At 72.9% G+C, this 21510-nt stretch carries 17 protein-coding genes; 3 read left to right on the forward strand and 14 right to left on the reverse strand.

What is annotated here, in order from left to right:
• Positions 1 to 13: 13 nt before the first annotated feature.
• Positions 14 to 988, forward strand: coding sequence for an aminotransferase class IV (locus WMF27_RS01360; RefSeq protein WP_437762066.1), 975 nt, complete (start codon positions 14 to 16; stop codon positions 986 to 988).
• A 151-nt stretch (positions 989 to 1139) separates the two neighbouring features.
• Positions 1140 to 1973, forward strand: a complete 834-nt coding sequence (locus WMF27_RS01365; RefSeq protein ID WP_437762065.1) for a hypothetical protein — start codon at positions 1140 to 1142, stop codon at positions 1971 to 1973.
• Positions 1974 to 2086: 113 nt separating this feature from the next.
• Here the strand turns inward: WMF27_RS01365 and WMF27_RS01370 are convergent, their stop codons facing one another.
• The 4 genes from WMF27_RS01370 to WMF27_RS01385 form a co-directional block, all read right to left on the reverse strand.
• Positions 2087 to 4348 (reverse strand): hypothetical protein, encoded by a 2262-nt coding sequence (locus WMF27_RS01370; RefSeq protein WP_437762064.1) that lies wholly within the window; start codon positions 4346 to 4348, stop codon positions 2087 to 2089.
• 54 nt (positions 4349 to 4402) lie between these two features.
• Positions 4403 to 4789, reverse strand: a complete 387-nt coding sequence (locus tag WMF27_RS01375; RefSeq protein WP_437279214.1) for a RidA family protein — start codon at positions 4787 to 4789, stop codon at positions 4403 to 4405.
• 96 nt (positions 4790 to 4885) lie between these two features.
• The gene (gene recR, locus WMF27_RS01380) at positions 4886 to 5593 is read right to left on the reverse strand and encodes a recombination mediator RecR (RefSeq protein WP_437762063.1); all 708 of its coding nucleotides are present in this window, start codon (positions 5591 to 5593) and stop codon (positions 4886 to 4888) included.
• 5 nt (positions 5594 to 5598) lie between these two features.
• Positions 5599 to 5922: a YbaB/EbfC family nucleoid-associated protein gene (locus tag WMF27_RS01385; protein ID WP_437762062.1), complete on the reverse strand. Its 324-nt coding sequence runs from the start codon at positions 5920 to 5922 to the stop codon at positions 5599 to 5601.
• Positions 5923 to 6305: 383 nt separating this feature from the next.
• On the opposite strand from WMF27_RS01385, the gene dnaX reads away from it, so the two are divergent.
• Positions 6306 to 8687, forward strand: a complete 2382-nt coding sequence (gene dnaX / locus WMF27_RS01390) for a DNA polymerase III subunit gamma/tau (protein WP_437762061.1) — start codon at positions 6306 to 6308, stop codon at positions 8685 to 8687.
• Positions 8688 to 8748: 61 nt separating this feature from the next.
• Here the strand turns inward: dnaX and WMF27_RS01395 are convergent, their stop codons facing one another.
• From WMF27_RS01395 to WMF27_RS01440, 10 genes are all read right to left on the reverse strand, one after another.
• Positions 8749 to 9357 (reverse strand): Uma2 family endonuclease, encoded by a 609-nt coding sequence (locus WMF27_RS01395; protein WP_437762060.1) that lies wholly within the window; start codon positions 9355 to 9357, stop codon positions 8749 to 8751.
• Positions 9351 to 9968, reverse strand: a complete 618-nt coding sequence (locus WMF27_RS01400) for an AAA family ATPase (RefSeq protein WP_437762059.1) — start codon at positions 9966 to 9968, stop codon at positions 9351 to 9353. The genes WMF27_RS01395 and WMF27_RS01400 overlap by 7 nt, the downstream gene beginning before the upstream one ends.
• An 11-nt stretch (positions 9969 to 9979) precedes the next feature.
• The gene (locus WMF27_RS01405) at positions 9980 to 10978 is read right to left on the reverse strand and encodes a class I SAM-dependent methyltransferase (RefSeq protein WP_437762058.1); all 999 of its coding nucleotides are present in this window, start codon (positions 10976 to 10978) and stop codon (positions 9980 to 9982) included.
• A complete protein-coding gene (locus tag WMF27_RS01410) occupies positions 10975 to 12051 on the reverse strand; it encodes a radical SAM protein (RefSeq protein WP_437762057.1) in 1077 nt (358 codons plus the stop codon). Before WMF27_RS01410 ends, WMF27_RS01405 begins: the two co-directional genes overlap by 4 nt.
• Positions 12048 to 12794 carry a radical SAM protein gene (locus tag WMF27_RS01415; RefSeq protein WP_437762056.1) on the reverse strand — a complete coding sequence of 249 codons (747 nt, stop codon included), beginning with the start codon at positions 12792 to 12794 and terminating at the stop codon, positions 12048 to 12050. Before WMF27_RS01415 ends, WMF27_RS01410 begins: the two co-directional genes overlap by 4 nt.
• Before the next feature lie 64 nt (positions 12795 to 12858).
• Positions 12859 to 14532, reverse strand: a complete 1674-nt coding sequence (gene csb2, locus WMF27_RS01420; RefSeq protein ID WP_437762055.1) for a type I-G CRISPR-associated protein Csb2 — start codon at positions 14530 to 14532, stop codon at positions 12859 to 12861.
• Complete coding sequence (cas7g, locus tag WMF27_RS01425) at positions 14532 to 15503, reverse strand: type I-G CRISPR-associated RAMP protein Csb1/Cas7g (RefSeq protein ID WP_437762054.1); 972 nt, start codon at positions 15501 to 15503, stop codon at positions 14532 to 14534. The genes csb2 and cas7g overlap by 1 nt, the downstream gene beginning before the upstream one ends.
• Before the next feature lie 2 nt (positions 15504 to 15505).
• Complete coding sequence (gene cas8g1 / locus WMF27_RS01430; RefSeq protein ID WP_437762053.1) at positions 15506 to 17752, reverse strand: type I-G CRISPR-associated protein Cas8g1/Csx17; 2247 nt, start codon at positions 17750 to 17752, stop codon at positions 15506 to 15508.
• Positions 17749 to 20382: a type I-G CRISPR-associated helicase/endonuclease Cas3g gene (gene cas3g, locus WMF27_RS01435; protein WP_437944512.1), complete on the reverse strand. Its 2634-nt coding sequence runs from the start codon at positions 20380 to 20382 to the stop codon at positions 17749 to 17751. Before cas3g ends, cas8g1 begins: the two co-directional genes overlap by 4 nt.
• Before the next feature lie 112 nt (positions 20383 to 20494).
• The gene (locus tag WMF27_RS01440; protein ID WP_437762052.1) at positions 20495 to 21313 is read right to left on the reverse strand and encodes a hypothetical protein; all 819 of its coding nucleotides are present in this window, start codon (positions 21311 to 21313) and stop codon (positions 20495 to 20497) included.
• Positions 21314 to 21510: the final 197 nt, after the last annotated feature.

Genomic DNA, 21510 nt, shown 5'->3' on the forward strand with positions numbered 1-21510 from the left:
GTAATCTCGCCGCGTGACGCGGCTAGTCAGCATCGACGGTGTCATCCACCGGCCGGAGGAGGCCAGGGTCTCGGTCTACGACCGCGGCTTCCTCTACGGCGATAGTGTCTTCGAGACCATCCGCACCTACGGCGGCGAGCCGTTCGCTCTGGAAGAGCACCTCGCCCGCCTGGAGCGCTCGGCCGAGCGGATCGCGATCGCCCTGCCGATCCCGCGCGACGAGCTCGGCCGCGAGGTCGTCGCGCTGCTCCGGGCAGCGACGGCGGCCGGGAGCGCCGGGGCCACGGCGGGCTCGGCGTCCGCCGGCAGCTCCGTCGCGCCGCTCGAGAGCACCATCCGCGTGATGCTGACGCGCGGCAGCGGCCCGCTCGGGCTCGATCCCTCGCTCGCGGGCGCGCCCCTGCGCGTCATCCTCGTCGAGCCGCTGAAGCCGCTGGCGGGCGGGCTCTACCGCGAGGGGATCGCGGTCGTCACGATCCGCACCCAGCGGGCCGGCGACGCGGCGCCGGGCGCCAAGGTCTCGAACTACCTCGAGAGCCTGCTCGCCCTGCGCGAGGCGCGGGCCGCGGGGGCGCACGAGGCGCTGATCCTCGACCCGTCGGGTCATGTCGTCGAGGGCACGACGTCCAACGTCTTCCTCGTCGAGCGGCGGCCCGCGGCGCACGAGGGCGCGGAGGACCCGGGGTACATGCTGATCACGCCGCCCAGGGAGGCAGGGATCCTCGTCGGCATCACCCGGGCCCACGTGATGCACGTCGCGGGCGAGCTCGGCATGCCGGTGTGCTGCGAGCCGGTCACGATGGCCCGGCTCCTCGCCGCCGAGGAGGTGTTCATCACCTCGAGCCTCCGGGAGATCGTCCCCGTCGTTCGCGTGGACGCCCACACGATCGGCGCGGGTGTCCCCGGCCCGAAGGTCCGGGCGCTGCACGCGGCTTTCCGCAGGAGGGTGGGCGCCGGTGCGATGCCCCTCCCGTGGGAGACGCTCTGAGCCCGCCGCGGCCGGCTCGACAGCGTCGAAATCTTGCGATCCATGACGTGCCGCTCGGCGCGGGCGTCCAAGGAACTGGCCGGCATGTTCCCTGCGCGGGTCGGGTGGGGCTCGCAGTTCGCCCGCCGTACAATCTGCCCGAGAGGAATCCATGATGAATCGCTCGCTTCGAATCGCCTGCTTCCTGGTGTGCTCCGTGTCCGCTGCAGCGACGGCCGGGTGTGCCCTGAGCATCGACGACAACTCCATCACCGCCGAGACCCTCGTGCGTTACGAGGGCACCAACGAGCGCGCTCGGGTCGACTACCTACCCACCCAGAGCGTCCGCATCGTGAGCGAGAACGGGGACGTCGAGGTCGTCACCGGGGACGTGAGCGAGGTCGAGGTCAGCTTCTCCCCGTTCACGATGCGCAAGAAGGACGAGAGAGAGGTCGCGGTCGAGGAGATCGAGAACGACCTCAAGCTCGCCGCGATCGTCGACGGCGATGTCGTGATCTCGACGCGGCGCGTCTCGGGCGGGTGGGGAGGGCTGGGCGCCGACATCCAGGTCGTCCTGCCCGCCGCGTTCGACGGCGGGCTCCGCGTCGAGCAGGACAACGGCGGCGTCGAGATCAACCTGGACGGCGCCCCGTCCCGCGGCACCACGGTGGTGAGCGACAACGGCAGCATCGACGTTGTCGGCGCGCGCGGCGCGATCGACGTGGCCACCGACAACGGCCATGTCTTCGTCGACCTCGACGCGTGGAGCGCCTCCGATGGCGCGATCAGCTCCGGCAACGGCGCGATCAAGCTCGCGGTGCCGGCCGGGGTGGACGGGACGATGACCGCGCAGACGCTCCACGGCGACGTCGTGGAGCAGGGCATCCCCTCCACGTGGGCCACCGCCGGCGAGGGCAGCGCGACGTCGTACACGATGGGTGACGGCGACGGCGGCCTGCTCGAGCTCTTCACCGAGAACGGCGACATCACCATCGCGGTGAAGTAGCGCCGCCGGGACAAAAGCCGAGAGGCGAGCGCCGGGTCGCCCCGGGCTCGCCTCCTGGCCTTTGGGTCACCGGCTTCGCGTCGCCGGCGCGCCGGCGAGGCCGGCGTTCCCGATCACCCGCCGGTCGACGGCTGGGCCTCGGCGCCGGAGCCCTCGGCGGGCTCCTCGCCGCCCGCCGCGGCCTCCCTCGCGGGCGGGACGGCGCCGGCCGGGACCGGGATCCGCAGCTGCCCGCCGCCCTGCTGGGCGAGCACGCCGAGCGCCTTCTGGAAGAAGGCCGCCAGGAAGGGGATTTCCCGCGGCGGCGAGGTGATCAGCCCGGCGTCCTTGATGGCGCGCGCGACGGCGAGGGCGGTGGTGGCCGCCGCGTCGCCCTTGCGCGCCCGCAGCGACACGGCGCTGCTCCGCATCCGTGTCGCGAGCTGCCCGCGCACCTCGGGCGAGAAGAACCGGTCGGTCGCGAGGTCGATCTCCTCCCGCATGGCCGTGTTCACCAGCCCGGGATCGCGCATCCCGGCGGCGCCGAGCCGCTGGCCGACCTTCTGCAGGAGCTCGTCGAGCGCCTGCCGCGCGGGCAGCCAGTGCCGGAACTCGGGCTCCTCGTGCAGCGCGGCGGAGCCAGCGATCTGCGCCGTCACCAGCTCGTCCGTCAGGCTCTCTTCGAGGTCCGCCGCCGGGTGCCTCGGCTCGGCGTCCGGCGCGGGCTCGATGAGATCGCGACACCCCTCGAACCCGAGCGGCACGACCTGCCCCGACACCGCGTTCTGCCGCTTCGCGGCCGCGATCCGGTGGCGCGCCCACTCCAGGGAGACCGGCACGGGCGCCGTCCCCAGGTTCTCGTACGCGCGCGCGCGGCCCTCCTTGATCTGCGAGCCGCTGAGCCACCCCGCGCCGGCGTGCAGCACGCCGACCGAGTCGCGCACGATCACCTCGGCGATCCGGTAGCGGCCGCTGGTGTCGCGGCTCGTGATCGCGATGGCCTCGGTCCCGCTCGAGTCGGGCGGGATGAGCGTCGCCTCGACCACCTCGGCGCGCTCCTCCGCGAGCCGCACCACGCGCGGGCGCGTCGGGATCGCCGCCCCGCGCGACTTGAGCACGTTGAGCGCGCGCCGCGCCGCCTTCCGCGCCGCGCCGGAGGCGTCCTCCGACTCGGCGGCCGCCGCGATCGCCTCCGCGTTGGAGGCGCCGAGCCAGGCGTCGACGAGCGCCGGCGCGGCGTCGCCCGCCGACTTCAGCGCCTCGAGCGCCCGATCCCAGCCCGCCGCGAGCACCTCGGCGTCGAAGTCGACCTTCGTCGCCCCGGCGCTCGGGCTGCCTTCCGGGCGGGCGCCGCTCTCGGCCTTGCTCTTCGCGGTGGCCGCGGCCTGCTGGGCCTTCGCGGTGCGCGCGCCGAGCGCCTCGCGCGCCGTGAGCGCCGGCTTCTCCGCGGTCGCGACCGGCTTCGCCTTGGCGGCCGGGAGCGCGAAGAGGAGGTGCGCCGGCTTCGCCGGCCCCTGCGGCTGCCGGGCGCTCTTGCCCGTCACGACCGTCGCGGTCGCGCCCTGGCCGACCACGGTCACCATCCGGTCGCTCTGCTGCTGCTTCGCCGCGGCGGGTGCCCGTCCTTCGGCGCCCCCGGGGCCCTGCGGCCGACCGCCTTCTGCTGCCGGCCGCGCCGAGAAGCCGCGGTCGGGCCTGGGCCCGCGGTCGGGGCGCGGCCCACGGTCGGGGCGCGGCCCGCGGTCGGGGCGCGGTCCACGGTCGGGCCTGGGCCCGCGGTCGGACCAGGGGCGGTCGGGGCGCGGCCCGCGCTCGGGCCTCGCGCCCTGCTCTGCGCCTGCTACCTGCGCCGCTCCAGGGCCCTGCTCGGGCCTGGGTCCACGGTCGGGCCTCGGCCCGCGGTCGGGGCGCGGCCCGCGGTCGGGCCTCGGTCCACGGTCGGGGCGCGGGCCGCGATCGGGCCTGGGCCCGCGGTCGGGCCTCGGCCCGCCGGAGGCCACGGCGGGCCGCTCGGGCCTGGGCGCGCGGTAGTCGCGCACCACCCGCGGCGCGGCGGCCGGCGGCGGCGCGGCGTCCTCGGTCGTCGGCGGCGGCGCGTCCGCGAGCGCCGGCCGCTTGCGGGGCGCGATGAGGTCCAGCAGCGAGCCCTGCGGTTCCTTTGCGGCGGCCTTCGACGAGGGACGCGGCGCCTCGCCTGCGGGCTGCGCCGGCGCGCCCTCGGAGGGCTCGTCGGTCCGCTTCACGCCGCTCGCGCCGACGGACGTGCTCGCCGAGCGGACGACCCTCCGCGCGCGCGGCTTGTCTCCGCTCTCTGCATCGGGGGCGCCTTCGCGCGCAGATTCGGGAACTGCGCTGGCGGTCCGCTCCGTGCTCTCGCTCTCGTTCTTTGTGCTCATGTCGAGGCTCCCGGGGACATAGTGGAGATGGGGACCGCGGCCGCGGCTCCCCGATTATCGCGAAAGATGGGCAACAGCTTCGATCTCGACGGCGGCGCCCTTGGGCAGCGCCGCCACCTGCACCGTCGCCCGTGCGGGCAGCACGCCGCCGACGGCTGCTCCGTACACCTGGTTGACGATGGCGAAATCCGCGAGGTCCGTCAGGTAGATCGTGGTCTTCACCACGTCGCTCCAGCTCGCGCCGGCCGCGGACAGCACCTCGGTCAGGTTCTTGATCACCCGGGCCGTCTGCTCCTCGATCCCCCCGGCGACGAGCTCGCCCGTCGCGGGATCGATCGGGATCTGGCCGCTGCAGAACACGAGATCTCCGGCCTTGACGGCCTGCGAGTAGGGGCCGATGGCGCGCGGGGCCCGATCGGATGTGATGGCGATTTTGGACATGTGGACCTCTGAAGTTCGTGAGCGCTTCGGCGTGAAGAACGCCCGCCCGCCCCGGCCCTGGCTTTCGTGGGCTGGGGCCGATTCTCGCGTTTCCTGCTAGCCGAAGCTCTTCCGGCCTTCGATGGCTCGCCCCAGCGTCACCTGGTCGGCGAACTCCAGATCTCCCCCGTGCGGCACGCCGCTGGCGATCCGCGTGACCTGGATCCCCATCGCGCCGAGCTCCCGCGCGAGCAGGAGCGCGGTCGCCTCTCCGTCGACGGAAGGCGGGGTGGCGACCAGCACCTCCCTCACCGGCTGCTCGGGATCGCGCACGCGCGCCCGGAGCGCCTCGAGCGGCAGCTCCTCGGCGCCGACCCCCTCGAGGGGCGAGAGGAGCCGGCCGAGCACGAAGTACCGCCCGCGCATCGCCCCGCTCCGCTCGATCGCCAGGAGGTCCTGGACGCGCGCGACCACGCACAGGAGCGCGCCGTCGCGCCGCGTATCCAGGCAAATGGCGCAGAGCGCCCGGCCGCCGTCGTCGACCTCGGTGATGTGGCCGCACCGGATGCACGGCCTGATGTGATCGCAGAGCTCGACGAGCTCGCCGCCCAGGTCGCGCGCGGTGTCCTCGCCGGTGGTCACGAGGAAGAGGGCGAAGCGCTGCGCCGTCTTCTCGCCGACGCCCGGCAGGCGCGCGAGCAGCTGGGCGACCCGCGACAGCCGGCCGGGCAGGCCGCCGGGCGCGCTCCGGAAGCCGGCCGCGGGCGCGCCCCGGTCGCCGTTCGGGACCCTCGAGGAGCCGGGGAGCGAAGCCGGGGAGCGCAACGCCGTCAAGGGTGCATGCCGGGGAGCTTGACGCCGCCGGTCACCTTGGTGATCTCGGCCTCGACGAGCTTGTCGGCCGCGTCGAGCGCCGAGTTCGAGGCGGCCACGATGGCGTCGAGCGCCATCTCCAGGCCCTCGCTCGCGAGGAAGGCGGGGTCGACCTCGATCCGGCGCACCTTGCCCTCGCAGGAGACCACGACGGTGACCTTGTCGCCGGCGGCGGTCGCGCTCACCTCGCGGTCCTTCAGCTCGCCCTTCACCTGGTCGATCTTGCGCTGCATGCGCGCCGCCTGGCGAACCAGCTCGTTCATTCCGCCGCGAAATTGCATATTCAGATCGGCGTCTATGCCGTGAACCGCGCCGCGCCGCAACCGTGAAGGGGAGGGGGACGGGGGACGAGGAGGGGCGCTGGACGCGCGGCCCGCCGACGCAGCGCGCGGCCGTTCGACGCAGCGCGCGGCACCGCGGGCGTCGCCCTCCGGGGCTGCCCGCTGCGAGCGGGCTCCTCCGTCTCTTCAGGGGGCTGGTTGGCGCGCTCTCCAGGGGCTCCCTGGCGCGTGCTGTGGCCCGGTTCCGGTAGGTTCCGGCCCTGGCGCGGGGCGGGGTGCATTTTGTGCGGCAATTCTGGCAAACTCTCCGGAATGCAGGGCGACTTCCGTACCGGCCACAGCCGCGGCGACGCGCCCGCGAGAAGGTGCTAGTCGAGCAGCGTATGAGCTACGTCGTCCTCGCGCGGAAATGGCGCCCGCAGTCCTTCGAGGATCTCGTCGGACAGGAGCACGTCTCCACGACGCTCGCCAACGCCATCGCGCGGGATCGCGTCGCCCACGCGTTCCTCTTCACGGGCGTCCGCGGGGTCGGCAAGACGACGAGCGCCCGCATCCTCGCGAAGGCGCTGAACTGCGTCCACGGGCCGACGGCGACGCCCTGCCAGACGTGCGCGCCGTGCGCCGAGATCACGGTCGGCGCGGACGTCGACGTCCAGGAGATCGACGGCGCGAGCTACAACGGCGTCGACGAGGTGCGCAAGCTCCAGGAGAGCCTGCCGTACCGGCCGGCGCGCGACCGGTTCAAGATCTTCATCGTGGACGAGGTCCACATGCTCTCGAACGCGGCGTGGAACGCGTTCTTGAAGACGCTCGAGGAGCCGCCGCCGCACGTGAAGTTCATCTTCGCGACGACGGAGGTGCACAAGGTCCCGGTCACGATCCTGAGCCGGTGCCAGCGCTACGACTTCAAGCTCATCGGGGCGCAGGCGATCGCGGCGCGGCTCCGCTGGGTGCTCGATCAGGAGAAGATCCCCGCCGACGACCCGGCGCTCAGCGCGCTCGCGCGGGAGGCGGCGGGGAGCATGCGCGACGCGATGAGCCTGCTCGACCAGGTGATCGCGTGGGTGGGGACGAGCGGCGATCGCATCACGGCCGAGGGGGTGGCGAAGGTGCTCGGCGTCGCCGACCGCGTCGTGCTGCACCGGCTCGCGGGTGCGCTCGTGGACGGCGACCCTGCGGCGTGCGTGCGCATCGTCGGCGAGCTCGCGCAGGAGGGGTACGATCTGCCCCACGTTGCCCGCGATTTCCTCGCGCACCTGCGCGATCTCGTGGTGGCCAAGGTCTGCGAGGACCCGGCGCCGCTCCTGGATCTCGCGGACGAGGAGATCGCCGACACGCGCGCGCTCGCGGCGCGGGCGGACGCGGACGATCTCACGCGGCTGCACCAGGGCTTCTCGCGCGCGTTCGACGACATCGCCCGGAGCGGCCAGCCGCGCGCCTCGTTCGAGATGGCGCTCGTCCGGCTCGCCCGGAGGCCGCCGCTCCTGCCGATCGACGAGCTCTTGCGCCGCCTCGGCGATCTCGAGCGGCGCCTGAACGGCGGAGGCGGCGGCGGGGGTGGCGGCGGCGGCGCGCCGGAGCGCGGGCCGCAGCGGCCTGGCGCGCCGCCCGGCGGAGCGGCTGCGCCCCGGCGCGGGGCGGCATCGGCCGAGGCAGCGCCCGAGGACGCGCGCGCCTCCGGCGCGGCGGCGGCCGGCGCGGCGAGAGCGAATGACGCGGCGGCGTTCAATGGCGCGGCGGCGAGCGGCGCGGCGAGAGCGAACGGCGTGGCGGCCACCGGCGCACCGGCGAACGGCGTCGCCTTCGCGAGCGGCGCGGCGGGCGCGGGCGTGGCGGGGAGACCGGCTGGCGCGGCGGCGAACGGCGCGGTAGCGGCGAACGGCGCGGCGGCGAACGGCGTGGTGAGAGCGAACGGTGCGGCGGCTGTCTATGGCGCGCCGGGCGGGGGCGGGGTGGCGCGAGCGCACGGCGGCATGGCGGCGAACGGCGGTGTCGCGGCGAGCGGCACGTCGGCTGCCAACGTCGTCCCCTTCGTGAACGGCGCGCCGGGCGTGCACGGCGCCGCGACCAGCTTCGCGAGCGGCGGCGCCGCGCCGGCCTTCGCGAAGGCGCCGCCGTACGCGAGCGGCGCGGTCGCGCCCGCGTACCGCGCCGACAGCGCTCCGCCACCGTCGCCGCGCGGCGCGCTGTACTCCGTTCCGCAGAGCGCGCCGCAGTTCGTGGCGCCCGGCTCGGCGGCGAGGTCGAGCGCGCCGCCCTCGGCGCAGGGCCCGGCGCCGGCGTCGAGCGCGCCGCCCTCGCCGCAGAGCCCGGCGCCGGCGTCGAGCGCGCCGCCGCCGCCATCGATGAGCGCCGAGGACCTCGCCACCTGGCGCGCGGTGATCGCCGCGGTCCGGGTGCAGCGGCCGGCGCTCGCCTCCGTCCTCGAGCACGCGGCGGTGCTGGAGCTCACGCCGACCCGCGTCGCGCTCGGCTACGAGGCGAACTCGTTCCTGTCCGGCCAGGCCACCGAGCCGGCGTCCCGCGACCTGCTCGCCCGCGTCCTCGGCTCCCACTTCGGCGCCCCCGCCGAGCTGGTCTTCGAGACGATCACCCGCGGCAGCGCCGGCCCGTCGCTCGCCCAGGTCGAGACCGCCGAGCGCAAGGCCCGCGTCGAGGCCGCCAAGCGCGCCGTGGCCGACCACCCGCTCGTCACGGCCGCGATCGAGCTGCTCGGCGCGGAGCTCAAGGACGTGCGGCTCGCTCAGGATTTCGCGGAGGGGTGAGGGCCCCGCGCCATGCGCCCAGGCGCGCCGGGCACGGCCGTGGGCTGACGGCGGGGCGGCCTCAGCCTCCGTCTCGCAGCCAGCTGCGGAACGCCTTGACCGACTCGTGTTGATCCGGCCAGCGCACGAAGCGCGCGAGCGCGACGAGATCCAGATCCGGAATGAGCTCGCTGGCCGCGATGGGCTCGTACTGCTCGCCGCGCAGCGCATGGATGTGGAACGCGTCGCGCTCCCAGAACCAGACTTCGCGCACGCCGAGCCCGCTGTACACAGGCAGCTTGTCGAGCCCGCCGCTCGTCAACACCACCTCGATCGCGAGTTCAGGGAATTCCTTCAGCGTGCCGCCGACGCAATAACACTCGTCGGGCTCGAGGCCGCGTGACTTGGCCTCGCGCTGGAACGTGGTCGAGCCGTAGCCGTAGAGAGGCACGTCCCGCTCCAGCGCGAAGAGCTCGATGAGGCGGGCGATGCTCTTCTTCGCCACTTCGTGATCGGTCGACGGGCGCATCAGCTCCAGCGTTCCCTCGCAGAAGCTCATCCGCAGGCCAGGGGTGTCGAGCTCGTCCCGCAGCCTCACGTAGGTCTGCCAGGGGACGTCGTGCATCACGAACCGCTGCTCCCCAGCAGGAGCGGTCGAGGACGGAAGCGGCATGTGCGCAGCGGCTACCATGGGCTCGTGCCGAGGATAGCACGCTCGATGAGCCGCGCGCGGCTCGCCAGGAGCTCCGCCCGCTCCTCCACCGCGCCGGGGCCGACGTCGATCACCTCGAAGCCCGCAGCGCGGTAGAGCGCGCCGAGCCGCTGGTTGATCCGCTCCGCCTCGGCCGCGCGCGCCTCTCTGCTCTTGCCCCAGCGCGGCTCCTGGAGCTCCGGCATCACGGAGAACAGGAACACCAGCGCATAGCGCTCGAACGCGGGCTCGCCTGCCGGCCAGGGGTACTCCGCCTCTCCGCTCGTGCGCAGGTAGTACTCGACCGGATCGAGGTACCCGCGCTCCAGCCAGTCTCCCTCCCGCGCGTCCGCCTCGATCTTCTTCTGGGCCTCCAGCACGAGCGCGGCGAACTCCCGCTTCCGGCACATCGGACAGAGGTGCTCCGGCGCGTCGATCGGGCGAAACGGCGCGTCCGGCGCGTGGCCGTGGGTGCGCGCGCCGAGCTCGTCGAGCACGCGCCGGTGCGCCTCGCCGTGCACGCGGTAGCCCCGCGTGGACGCGAGGTGACGGAGCGTCGTGGTCTTGCCGCACGAATAGGCCCCTGTCGCCACGAAGAGGGGTTTGCCCATCCCCGGCCCACCTATCGCCGCGCCCACCACACCGAGCCTGCGCCGCGCTCGATCGCCCGCCCGGCGCGGGACATGAAGTGAGCGACGGCCTCCAGGACGCCCGGGTGATCCTCGTTGTGGTCATGGCCCGCCAGGACGGCGCCAGGCTTGAGCCTGGGCCACCACGCCTCGAGATCGGCGAGCACGGCCGCGCGGTCGTGCGAGCCGTCGAGGAACACGAGATCCAGGCTGGCGTCGGCGAAGCGCGCCGCCGCGTCCGTGGACGCCATCCGGAGGACCTCTGGCTGGATCCCGAGCGCCGCCATGTTCGCCCTGAACGCGCCGGGCACGTCCTCCGCGGCGAGCATGGCGCGATACCTGTCGGCGTACTTGTCGCTCGAGCCTTCCCATGTGTCGACGCAATGGAGCGCGACCCCGTTCCTCGCGGCGAGCCGCCCGACGTACGCCGTGGAGAGCCCCTTCCACGAGCCCACCTCGACCATCGCGCCGCCCCGGAGGGGGCGCACCAGCGCCCGGTAGGCGAGGCCGTCCTCCTCGGAGAACCAGCCCTGGATGGGCGCGACCCGGGTCACCGGGAACAGCGCGAGCAGCGCCGCGCGCTTCTGCGCCGGATCGCGGTACTCGTACTGCCTGTCGCACAGCTTGGCGAAGCAGCGGGCGTCGTGCGCGATGAACAGAGGCCGCTCGATCACGGCGAATTTCTTGAGCGACGTGGACCGCTCGGGCTCTCGCTCCCCTCTCCGGATCTCGCCTTCGGTCGTCGCGAAGATCACGTCTTCGTGCCGGATCGGCCGCGCTTGATCCGGGCCGTCGGTCCAGGCCCTCTCTCCTGGGTATCCTGCGCGGTCGGTGCCGTGCTCGAGGAGGCGAGCCAGCTTGTCCGCCTCGCTCGCGCGGAACAGGAGAGGGGGAGGGGGAGGAGCGCCGCGCCCTTCGAGCTCGTCCAGGACCTCCTCGAGGAAGAGCAGGTTCCGGCCGATGTACGGAAGGGGGATGACGAGCGGTGTCATGTCGTGGTGAGCGAGGCGCGCATCGATGGAGGAGGGCCGAGGACGCCGTCCCAGGGTTGCCAGGTCGAGGCGAGCCTCGCATTGGGGTGGAAGATGAGCTCGTGGACGATGCCCGGGCCCGAGCGCTTCGTCTCCTCGAGCTGGGCGAGGTCGGCCTCCTCGAAGACGACATCCATGTCCTCGAAGCGGAACACCTCGACGTAGTAGTAATAGCCCACGATCTGCCGCTCGAACGAGAACCGCGCGTCGGCGCTCAGCGCGTCGAGCAGCGGCTCGAGGCGGACGCGCGCGCGATCGCTGTATTTGACGACGTGGTTCTCGACCACGGCGGCCGGGTCGGTCTTCATCAGCTGCCGGAAGATCACGTTGTCCACGCCGAGCGACCGGGCGAAGCGCAGGTAATCGACGATGGGCTCGACCGCGTCGATCTGCCCGTCGAGGAGCACGCAGGAGAGGCGCACCCGGGTGCCGCCCGCGGAGGCCGCCGCCACGACGCTGCGCAGCTCGTCGGCGCGGAGGCCGTCCTTCATCACCATCAGCCGTGCGTTCCTGTCGTGATCGGGGTGGGCGCGGCTGATGTTGAGGTGCTGGACGCCGGTGTCGACGATCCAGTCGATCACCCGCTTTCCTTCGCGCTGCTGGAGCAGCCCCGAGCCGTTCGTCGTGAGCGTCCGCTTGCGGCCCCGGTGGGCCTGCCCGAGCGCGAGGATGCGGGGCAATCGCGGATCGTGGCTCGGCTCCCCGCCGGTCACCGAGATCGTCGGATCGAGCGGCCGGAGCGCTTCGAGGGACGCCGCCATGGCATCGAAATAGCGCCCGTCGTCGTCCTCGACGCTCTTCTGCACCGACAGGCTGCGCCCGCGCGACGCGGGCCTGAGCTCCTCGACGCAGAAGTGGCATTTCGCGTTGCAGGGCTGACGGCTGTAGATGGAGAAGTTCGCGTTGCGATAGACCTCGACCGGCTGGCCCCAGAGGTCGAAGCGCACCGTGTCGCCGGCGGTGCTGTTGCGCTCGAGATCGAAGGCGCGGCTCTTCAGGCGGCGCCACTCCTCGCGGAAGGGGCGGGCGCTCACGGCAGCCTTCTCATCGCGTCGGAGCGCGCCACGAGGTCGGGGCCGAAGGCGCTGCCGTCCGGGTTGAGCATCGTGAAGTGGGTCCCCACGAGGAAAGGCTCGTCCCAGTCGTCGCGCTTCTGCGCGAAGCCATAACGCTGGAGGTGGAACACGTTGGCGAGCTCGAGGAGCCCCGCGTCGCGCACCGCCTCGACGACCCATGCGTCGCCGTCGGGCTCGGTCTTGCGCAGCCGGACGTTCAGGACGAGCTGGCGATCGCCGCCGAGCGCGGAGAGCCGCTCGCGCAGGGCGCGCGCGAGGGCGAGCAGGCCGCCGTCGTTCTCGAGGAGGTGGTGGTTCACCGAGAGCTTGATCGTGGCGGGCTCGCCGAGCTTCTGGAGCCAGGCGTCGAGGCCGGCCGGATCGCGCGGGATCTCGACGCCGTTGGTCACCACGACGACGCGCGCGCAGCGGGGCTCGGCGCGGGCGAGGCGGACCATCTCGTCGAAGTGCGGGTGGATCGTCGGCTCGCCGCCCTCGAGCTGCACCTCGAAGGGGCCCTCGGCCGGGAAGCTCGCGCGGTAGCGGTCGAGGGCGAGGAAGGTCTGCCCCCGGGGCGACGAGCAGGTGCAGCACCACGGGCAGGAGCGGTTGCAGTGGTTCGAGGTGGCCACGTAGAGCCGGTGCGGCCGCTCCGCCGTGGGGCGGTCGAGCGGCAGCGTGCCCGTGAGCGTGGCGTTCTGGGGGCGCGTCGCGGTCGGCATGGAGCCTCCTGCGAGCAGGATACGGCGGGGTGGGGAGGGGATGAAGGAGATCCGGGGCGGCGGATCACGGCGATGGGGCCATCGCACCGAGGCCGAAGTGGGAGGCGTAACCGAGGGCGATGGGGCCGCGGACGGGCTCGGCGAAGGTGAGGCGCAGGCCGAGGCTCGCGGCGATGGGAGGGCGCTGATCGGGCTTGAGCTGGCGCACGTTGCGAAAGTGACGCCAGCGCGCCGCCAGGCGCTCCTCCGGCTGGGGAGCGCCCTCCCCGCGCGCCTCGACGCGGACCTCACCGGGATGACGGTGGCTCCATAGCTCCCAGAAATCGCTCGCGGCGCAGTAGCCGCTTCCGTCGAGCTCCACCTCGATGCGCTCGGCACGCGGCAGATTCCGGGATGCGAGCTCGGCCTGGACCTGGCCCTCGAGCGAGCTCGCTCCCTGCCTCTTCAGGTGCCGCGGAGGTACGAAGGGCAGCACGCTTTTCCAGACCCTCGCCGCCCTGGCATAAGGCACCGCCTGCTCGAAGTCTTCCCGCGTGCCGGTGCCCACCAGCGTGACGAACGTGAGCGCCTCTTTCATGTGAAATTGCCGCAGCTTGGAGAGCGCATCCTGCGCGCGTCCGTCGAACGCCATCGCCGCATGCACGAGCACGTGGTCGATATGGCCTTCGCGTTCCAGCGACGCCGGTAAGAGCCAGGCGTGTCTGTGATCCTTGAGCCGCTCTCCACACGCGTCTCTCCCGCTCAGGCAGGAAGATGGTCCGCTGCCGTCGCGGCGATCCGAGTGGCTGACGAGCTTCGCATGCAGCACCTCCATCCAGAGCAGGCCGTCCACGAGGCGAGGCAGGACTTCTCCTCGTGCGGTGTCGGACGACAACGCGAGGAGCGCCGTGTCTTTCTGCGATGCGCTCCGGTGAGCTGCCCGCGTCGTGCTCGCTGGCACCTTCGCAAGCGCGTCTCGGCGGCGCCAGTACGATAGCCATCGACTGCCGGGCGGCTGACTCCACCCGTCCCGCTGGAGATCGCTGGTGTCCTTGAGGAGCGCCGCCAGGAGGTCCGCCGGATAAAGCGCGTCGAGCTTCGCGGCCTCCTTCGAAGCCGCGCTCTTCTTCGGCGCCTTCGCGCCTCGCCGCGCCGGCTCCTCCTGCTCGGTGCCGCGCGCTGCGCCCACGCGCTCGCTCCGGAAGGCCGCGTACTCCGGGGCGCCGAGCGGCGCGAGCAGCGCGATGCGCTCGTAGCCCGGCCCGGGGGCACACTCCGACGCGCGGCATGGAGACAGGTCCTCCGGCAGGACCTCCGTCGCCTCGGCAGCCACCCAGGACTCGGCGCGTCCCAGGTAGCTCAAGCGCTCTGCGAGCGCCTCGAAGAGCGCTCGCTCTGCCGCCGTGGGCTCCACGTCCCAGGTGACGCCGAGCACCGCGCCGTCGCCGCGCCCGACGAACGCGAACGCATCGAGCACCTTGGCCGTGGCGTTCTTGTGGACGGGCATGTAATGGCGCGTATGGCCCGTCGACGCCGGCGGAAGATGGTAGCCGGGCGGCGATGTCGCCAGCCGTTCTATCAGCGTCCGGCCTTCCGGCGGCACCGCCGTCCAGCCGAGCCGGGCGAACCCGGTCGCGAGGAGCGCACGGCAGAGGCGCCATGGGCTAGGTGGCCACTCGATGTCCCCTTCGTTCACGTGACGGCCCCAGGGGGTCGCGTGGTACGAACCGGCCAGGAACCGGATAGCTAGCCGCAGCATCAGGCAGAGAAGGTGACGGTCGTCGGAGCGCCGGCGCCCGCGAACAGGTCCTTGCACGCCGCGATGGCCGAGGGCAGCTCCGCCCGCAGCGCGGCCACGGGCGGCACGACGAACGACTCGGGGCGAACCACGCGCAACGACCCCTGCGGTGTGAGGTCACACGCTGTCCGCAGGCGCAGGTCACCTTCCAACAGCGCCGCGATCTTGTAGAGCGCGAGCAACGTGAGCAGCCGCTCCGCCGCCGCGCCGAGGCCGTAGCCGCGGATCTGGTGCAGATCGAGGCTGAAGAACGCCATGATCCGTTTCGCGGTGTACTCGTCCCGGTGGAACGGCACGTTGCCGAAACCTTTGCCCGTATCGCCGCTCGGGTTCACCGCATCGTTCTTCACGCCACCGGAGGCGGCCACGCGCACGTCCTCGGCCTCGATGAACGACGACAGCGCGCGCTCGATGCGCAATCGCCCGCCCACGAGGTCGGGCTTCGCGAGGAAGAGGCCGTGAAGCAGCGTGTTCGCGTCGTAGCGAAACACGATGGCCGCGAGCTTTGTGCGATCGATCGGCCCCTCCGCGAGGGGGGCGGTCTCGTCCTTCAGCCGGTTGAAGAACGACTTGTCCTTGCTCTCCAGGATGTAAGGCGAGTTGAGCCGGTGCGCTTCCGTGATCGAGCTCGTGAGATAGCTCTTGTCCGGGCGGACCACGCGCACATACGAGAGCGCCTTGAGCTCGGGGACCAGGTCCTGCGCGGTCCGGTCCCAGCACACCGCTTCGAGCCGGTTGGCCATGCTCTGCGCGCTCTCGACGAGCAGCCGCTGCCCGCCGTTCACGGGATCCTCGAAGACGCTCGCGCCCAGATCCGGGAAGCCGGTCGGCTGGAAGCGGACCCCTTGCACGGGGCGCAGCTCCTGCTCGAGCAGCAGGCGCGAGGGGTACGGGGCGCGATCGGGGAGCAGGGCGCTGAGATCGATGGGCATGATCACTCCGACGTTGCATGTGCCGCGGGCAGCGGCGTGGACGGCGCGTCCTCGACCGCGGAACTGGCCGGCTTACAGACCAGCCCGAGGAGCTTCACGAGATCCTCGGGCGCGACAGGGATGGCGAGTGTCGCGGCGAGGCGCCGCGCGAGATCGGCGGAGCCCGCGACGAGGCGCAGCTTCGGGCGCGCGCCGGCCGCGGTCAGCGTGCGCACCGCCGCGGCTCCTGCGTCGTGCAGGCGCCCCGCGACGAGCAGGCGGAGCGGCGCCGGATCGAGGCGCGGCTCCAGCGGCGACAGCTCGCCGGCGCCATCGCGGCCGGGAGCAGGCCGGGGCTTCACCTCGTCGGGCGTGTACGCGAGCCGGAAGAGCCCGTGGAGCGCCGACGGGCGCTCGGCGCGCGGCGCGCGCGACGGCCGCGGCGCACGCCTCCAGTCGACCGCCATCAAGGCGCGCGACAGCCCGGCGACGCGCGCCTCGTCCACCGCGCCGTCCAGGAACAGCGCGACATCGTCCAGGTGCGCGTACGCGCGGCCGCGCAGGGGAAAGGCGCGCGCCCCGTGGAGCGGGGCCTCGACCATGCGGCGCAGCGCCACGGCGGCGAGATCGTCGGCGAGATCGCGGCCGGTCCAGACGACGCGCGGGTCGCGCACGAGGCCGTCGGTACCGAAGGCGAGGCGGCGGAAGCCGGAGCGCGGATCCAGCGGGAGGCAGTGCGCGCGGATCGGGCCGAGCTCGTCCGCGCCGGGGCGCTCCGCCGGGCCTGTCTGCGACGCGATGGCGGCGGCGAGGCGCAGCTCCGCGGAGCCGTCGTCGGCCGCGCTCCACCACGCGTGGGACAGCGGCGGAAGCGGCCCGAGCCACGGCGCTGACGCCGCGACCTTCGGCCGCGAGACGAGCGCGCTCTCCGCCTCGGCCAGCCCGAGGAGCAGCCGTTGCCAGCGCTCCGGCGACCCGTCGCGGCACACCGCCAGCATCGCCGCCTCGACGCGGCGGAGCGCGCGAGCGAGCGCCGCGGGCGCGCTGTCGCCCTGGCCCAGGCGGCGCAGGCCCTCGACCCAGGGGTCGATCTCGTCGAGCAACCGCGACCGCGACGAGGTGCCGGCGCCATCGCCCGCCTCGACCGTCCACCGGCCGAGCGGCACCGCGAGGTTTGCCTGCCCGTTGCGCTCGATGTACCCGAACCGGACGAACTCGGTCACGCCGCGGGCGACGCCTAGCCCGGTGACAGCGCGCGCCGCGTCGATGGCGTGCCCCGCCTGCCGCTTGTTCGCGCTGGCGACGAGCCGCCCCTCGGCGAAGAGGGCACGCACCTCGGCGAGCGTCGCCGCGCCGCCCCAGAGCGGCATCCACTGCTCGCCGCGCTGGTTGCCCTCGTCGGCGGCGCACGCGCTGGCGTAGCCGCCGGCCCGCGCTCGCACCGCGAACGGCGCGGCCGCCTGCACCAGGTCGGCGCTCTCGAGCCTCCGCACCGCGGCGACGGGCAGGAGCAACGCCCCTTCGAGCAGCAGGACGAAGTCCCACGGGTTCACGAGCGACTCGCCCATGTAGCCCGAGGCCTGGTTCGGACCGCCGGCGTTTCCCGGCAGGAACTGGCCGACCGCGCGCCGCTCCAGCCCCGGCGCCGGCTCGCCGAAGAGCGCGGCCGCGAGCAGCGGGCGCGCCGCCGGCCGCGCGGCGCCGGTCGCCGGATCGAAGAGCTCGATCAGGCGCTGCATGCGGTTGTTGGTGAAGTCGAGCCGGCCGTCGTTGCCGCCCGTGCCGAGCAGCGCGGGGTACTTCGCCGCGTCTCCGGCCAGGACCACCGCGGCGTCGAGCCACGCGAGCATGGCCTCGGGCCACGCGCGCCGGCAGGCGCGGATCATCTCGAGCTTCTCCTCGCCCTTCGGGCTCTCGGCGCGCGCCGCCACGATCGCGCGCCCCGCGGCGATCGCCTCGCGGTAGGCGGCGAAGCGATCCGCCGGCGACGACGAGAGGGGCTCGATGCCGTCCTTCGTGTCCTTCGGATAGAACCCGCTCCCGCCGTTCCACGGCGCGATGATCGGCGACGGCGCGTAGGCCTCCAGGAAGAAGCGCGCCAGGTCATCGCGATCGAGCGACGTGACGAGCTCGAACCGCCCGCTGTTCCAGCGGGCCCGCGCCCCGCGGTCGGCCTGGCTCGCGACGGCGCGGAGGACGCCGAGCGCCTTGAGGTAGCCGGCGATCGGCTCGGGGGTGCATCCGGCGAGGTGGTGGAAGTGGAGGCTCATGAGGTCGCGTCCATCGAGGCGCGCGCATCGGCGGCGCGGAGCAGCGCCTCCAGGTAGGCGAGCGCGAAGGGGCCCCACGCCTCGAGCAGCCCGGAGACGCGCTCGCCCCAGGAGGCGCCGAACCGCGCTCCGACGCCGAGCGCGGCGGGCTCGAGGGACAGCGTGAGCGATGGAACCGGGGCGTCGTCTTCCGCGGCGGCGAGCTCGAACGGGGCGAGCGCGTCGTCCTCGCACACGCCGTGGATGCCGCCGTGGCCCTCGGCCTGGTCGAGCGGCGTGCTCGTCCACGCGGTGCGCACCTTGCCGTGGTGCGCGCAGACGAGGAAGGCGACGAGGTTGAGCTCCTCCTCCGAGAGCGCGGCGAGCTCGTGCGCGAGCGGATGGCTCCGGTCGATGGAGGTCTCCGGCGGCGCCGCGGGCGGCGGCTCGCCCAGCGCTGCGAGGAGCTCCGCGCTGCCCCCGAGCAGCGCGGCATGCTGCGGATCCGCGCGGCGGAGCAGCGAGAACAGGGCGAGGACGCTCGCGAGCTCGTGCCGGAAGCCCGGCCGTGTCGGGTAGCCCTTCCCGGTCCACGCCCCGCGCGGCGCCTTGGCGAGATCGCGGCGCAGGCCGACTTCACCGGCCTCCGCGCGCGCGTCTTGCCGGATCGCGTCCTGGAACACCGCATGCGCCTTGCCGGCGTCGTGCCAGCGCGCCGTGAGATCCAGGAGATCCGCGAGCCGCGCCGGCAACCGGAGCGCCGTCGCGATGCCGCGCAGCTCCTCGGCCGTCTCGCGGCCGTGCGTGGCGATGCTCTTCCACGCCGCCTGCGACAGGCTGTCGTCCTCCGCTGCCTCGGCGCTCTGATCGAGCCGAAGCGCCGCGCTCTCGGCCGGCTCCGCCGGCGGAGCCACGGGCACGACGTCGGCGCTCGCCTTGGGGTTCCAGCCGAGATCCGCCGTGTACCCGCCTGCGGACGACGGGAGCAGGAGCGTGCTCCCCGGCGGGATGCGATCGACCTCGTCGACCCTGCGGTAGGTGCCGAGCACGTAATCGAGCGCGAAGACGGGGCGCCCGCGGCGATCGGCGCGCACGAAGTCGCGCAGATCGCGGACCGGGACGGGGCAGAGCTCGGCGCGGTGCACCCGGCCGACGAGCTCGCGGGGGACGCTCTTGCTCGCCGCGTCGACAGGCCTCCAGAAGACGCGGACGTCGCGGTCTTCCCCGCTCCGGATGTACCGGCCGACGTCCAGATCGCTGCCGGTCAGGTCGGGCGTCGTGTCGAACAGCTCATCGACGTCGCGGCGGCGCAGGACGTGGGCCGGCGCGTAGCGGTAGAACCGGCCGAGCAGATCCGGGGCGCACGCCTGCTCGAAGGCGTCGACGGCGCGCGGCGAGGCGTCGCCGGCGCTCCGGGCGAGCGTCGCGGCGGCCTCGGCTGCGGCGTCGAGCTCGGCCTCCGCATAGGGCGCCGTGGTCTTCGTCTTGCCCAGCACCACGATGGCGCCGGACTCCCCTTCATAGCGGGCGCAGCGCCCGAACCGCTGGACCAGGCTCGACCAGGGAGCGAGGTCCGTGATCAGCAGGCGCGCCGAGATATCGACGCCCGCCTCGACGACCTGCGTGGCGACGATGATGCGCCCTTCGTCGGGAAGCGCCTTGGGTTGGCTCGCGGCGCGGCTCAGGAAGTCGCGGCTCCACTGGGCCCTTTCGGCGCCGCGGAAGCGGCTGTGCACGAGCTTGAGCTCCGGCGCGCCAGGGCGCCGGACACGCGCCTTCCCTTTGCGCTCGTGGCATCGATCGTCGAGCGCCTGGAAGAGGTCGACGGCGCGCTGGACCTGGTTGACGACGATGAGCGAGAGCGTGCCCTTTTGGTGCATCTCCAGCGCGAGCTTGGCGACGTCGGCCTCCGCCGCGACATCGCGGAGGTCGATCGACTTGCTCACCTCCCACAGCCCTCCTTGGCGCTCCGCCTCCGGGATGCGCACGGCCTGTTCGTCGAGGGCGGGGACCTGTCCTCCAAAGTCGACGGTCGCGAGCCACCCGGGCTGGAGCGTGGCGCTCATCCACCATGCATGGGTGGGCCGCAGCCGCCGGCGCGCGGCCGCATCGTGGTCGCGGAACGCGGCGAGCTGCGCGCTCGTGGCGAGTCCGACATCCATGAGCTGGATCTCGTCGAGGACCCAGAGCGCGTCCTGGCTCACGAGCCCGAACGGCATGGGCCACCGCGCGCGGCCCGCGCCGTAGCCGCGGTTCATGGCGCGCGAGAGCAGCATGTCCTGCGTTCCGAGCAGGATGGCCGGCTGCTCCGGAGCGAGCTCCCAGCGCTGGCCCTCGACTCCGCCCATGAGGACGTGCACGGCGACGGACCGCCCCGACCGCTCGAGCCAGGCCCTTATGGCGGTCTCGGTTTGCTCGACGAGCGTGCGCATCGGGAAGCAGAAGACGAGGCGCGTGGGCCAGCCGAGGTCCTCACGGCGCACGCGATGGTAGAGCCAGGGAAGCACGACGCCCGCCGTCTTGCCGAAGCCGGTCGGGATGCGGAGGAGCCGGTGTCCGCACTGCGTCGCCTCGCCGAGCGCGCGCTGCCAGCCGTGGGGCGAGAAGCGGGTGACGGTCTCGAACCAGGCAGCGTAGGGCGGCGGAGGCATCACGTGGGGACGTTCCAGGTGCCGGGCGCGCGGGGAGGCGCCTCCTTCAGGCCAGAGCAGCTTCGCAGAAGAGCGAGGGCAGGGGAAGCGTGAGATCGACGCTGGCGGCGGCTCATCCGCGCTGTTTTGAGCGCTCGATTGTCGCTTGCAGGATCTGCAGCGCCAGCAGGTCCTTGGGACGTCCCGCTTTCTTTTTGACTTCGACCAGCTTCTCCAGGGTGAGAACACGGATGGAGAGCCGCGGTGTCTCCAGCGTGAGCGTCTGGTCGAGGAGGCACTCATAGGTTGTCTCGTCGTCGTGCATGCTCAGCGTTCCCAGCAGATCCAGCGGACCGAATTTCGTGCTCAAAGGCTTCACGCCGAACGTGGTCAGGTGCGACTCGGTGGGAACGATGTGTCGGCCGGCGAAATCGCGGAATCGGGCCTCGAGCGCGGACAGTGCGTCCAGCATCCGGCGGATGTTCGGTGCGTCGCGCGAGTACAAGACATCGAGGTCCTTCGTGTTCCAGTCTGCGCCTTGCAGGCTCGCGGCCACGCCGCCGATGACAATGAACTCGACCTCGTGCGCCTCGAGGATCTCGAGGATGCGCCCGAACGGGACCCCCGCGTACGACTCGATCATCTCAAGCCTTTCCCTTGGCGTCATGTCGAGGACCCAGTCGATCAGGGTCAGATCGACGCCCTCCTCGTTGCACGTGGGCACGGCCAGCGCTGCGGCCTCTTCGGCGGCCAGCCGTTCCTCCAGCTCCGCGTAGATCGCGTCCGAAGCGGCGAGCGCTTCGTCCAGATCGACGATGTCTCCCTCGATGAGGCAGGCAGGGCTTTGCTCGATGCGCTGGCCGGTCCATCGTCCGGTGGCCACGACGACTCCATCCCGCAGGACGTCCACGCGATGGCCATCGACGAGAGCGGTATACCCGGTGCCCGGCATGACGGCGCCAGCATACCGCGGCAGGGCGGCCGGGTCATCCCTGTCGAGCGGCCGGCCCGCCGAGCGGCGGGATCTGCGGCTGCTACCGCGCCGGTTCTACAAGGCGCCCTCCGCATCGGGGCCAAGAAGGGGCACGCGTGTGCACTTACGGTTGTTCGCTCGAAATTATCACTATTTATGTTTTTCTGGGTTCTTGA

The sequence above is a fragment of the Sorangium sp. So ce281 genome (genome assembly GCF_051527395.1).
Lineage (GTDB): Bacteria > Myxococcota_A > Polyangia > Polyangiales > Polyangiaceae > Sorangium > Sorangium cellulosum_B.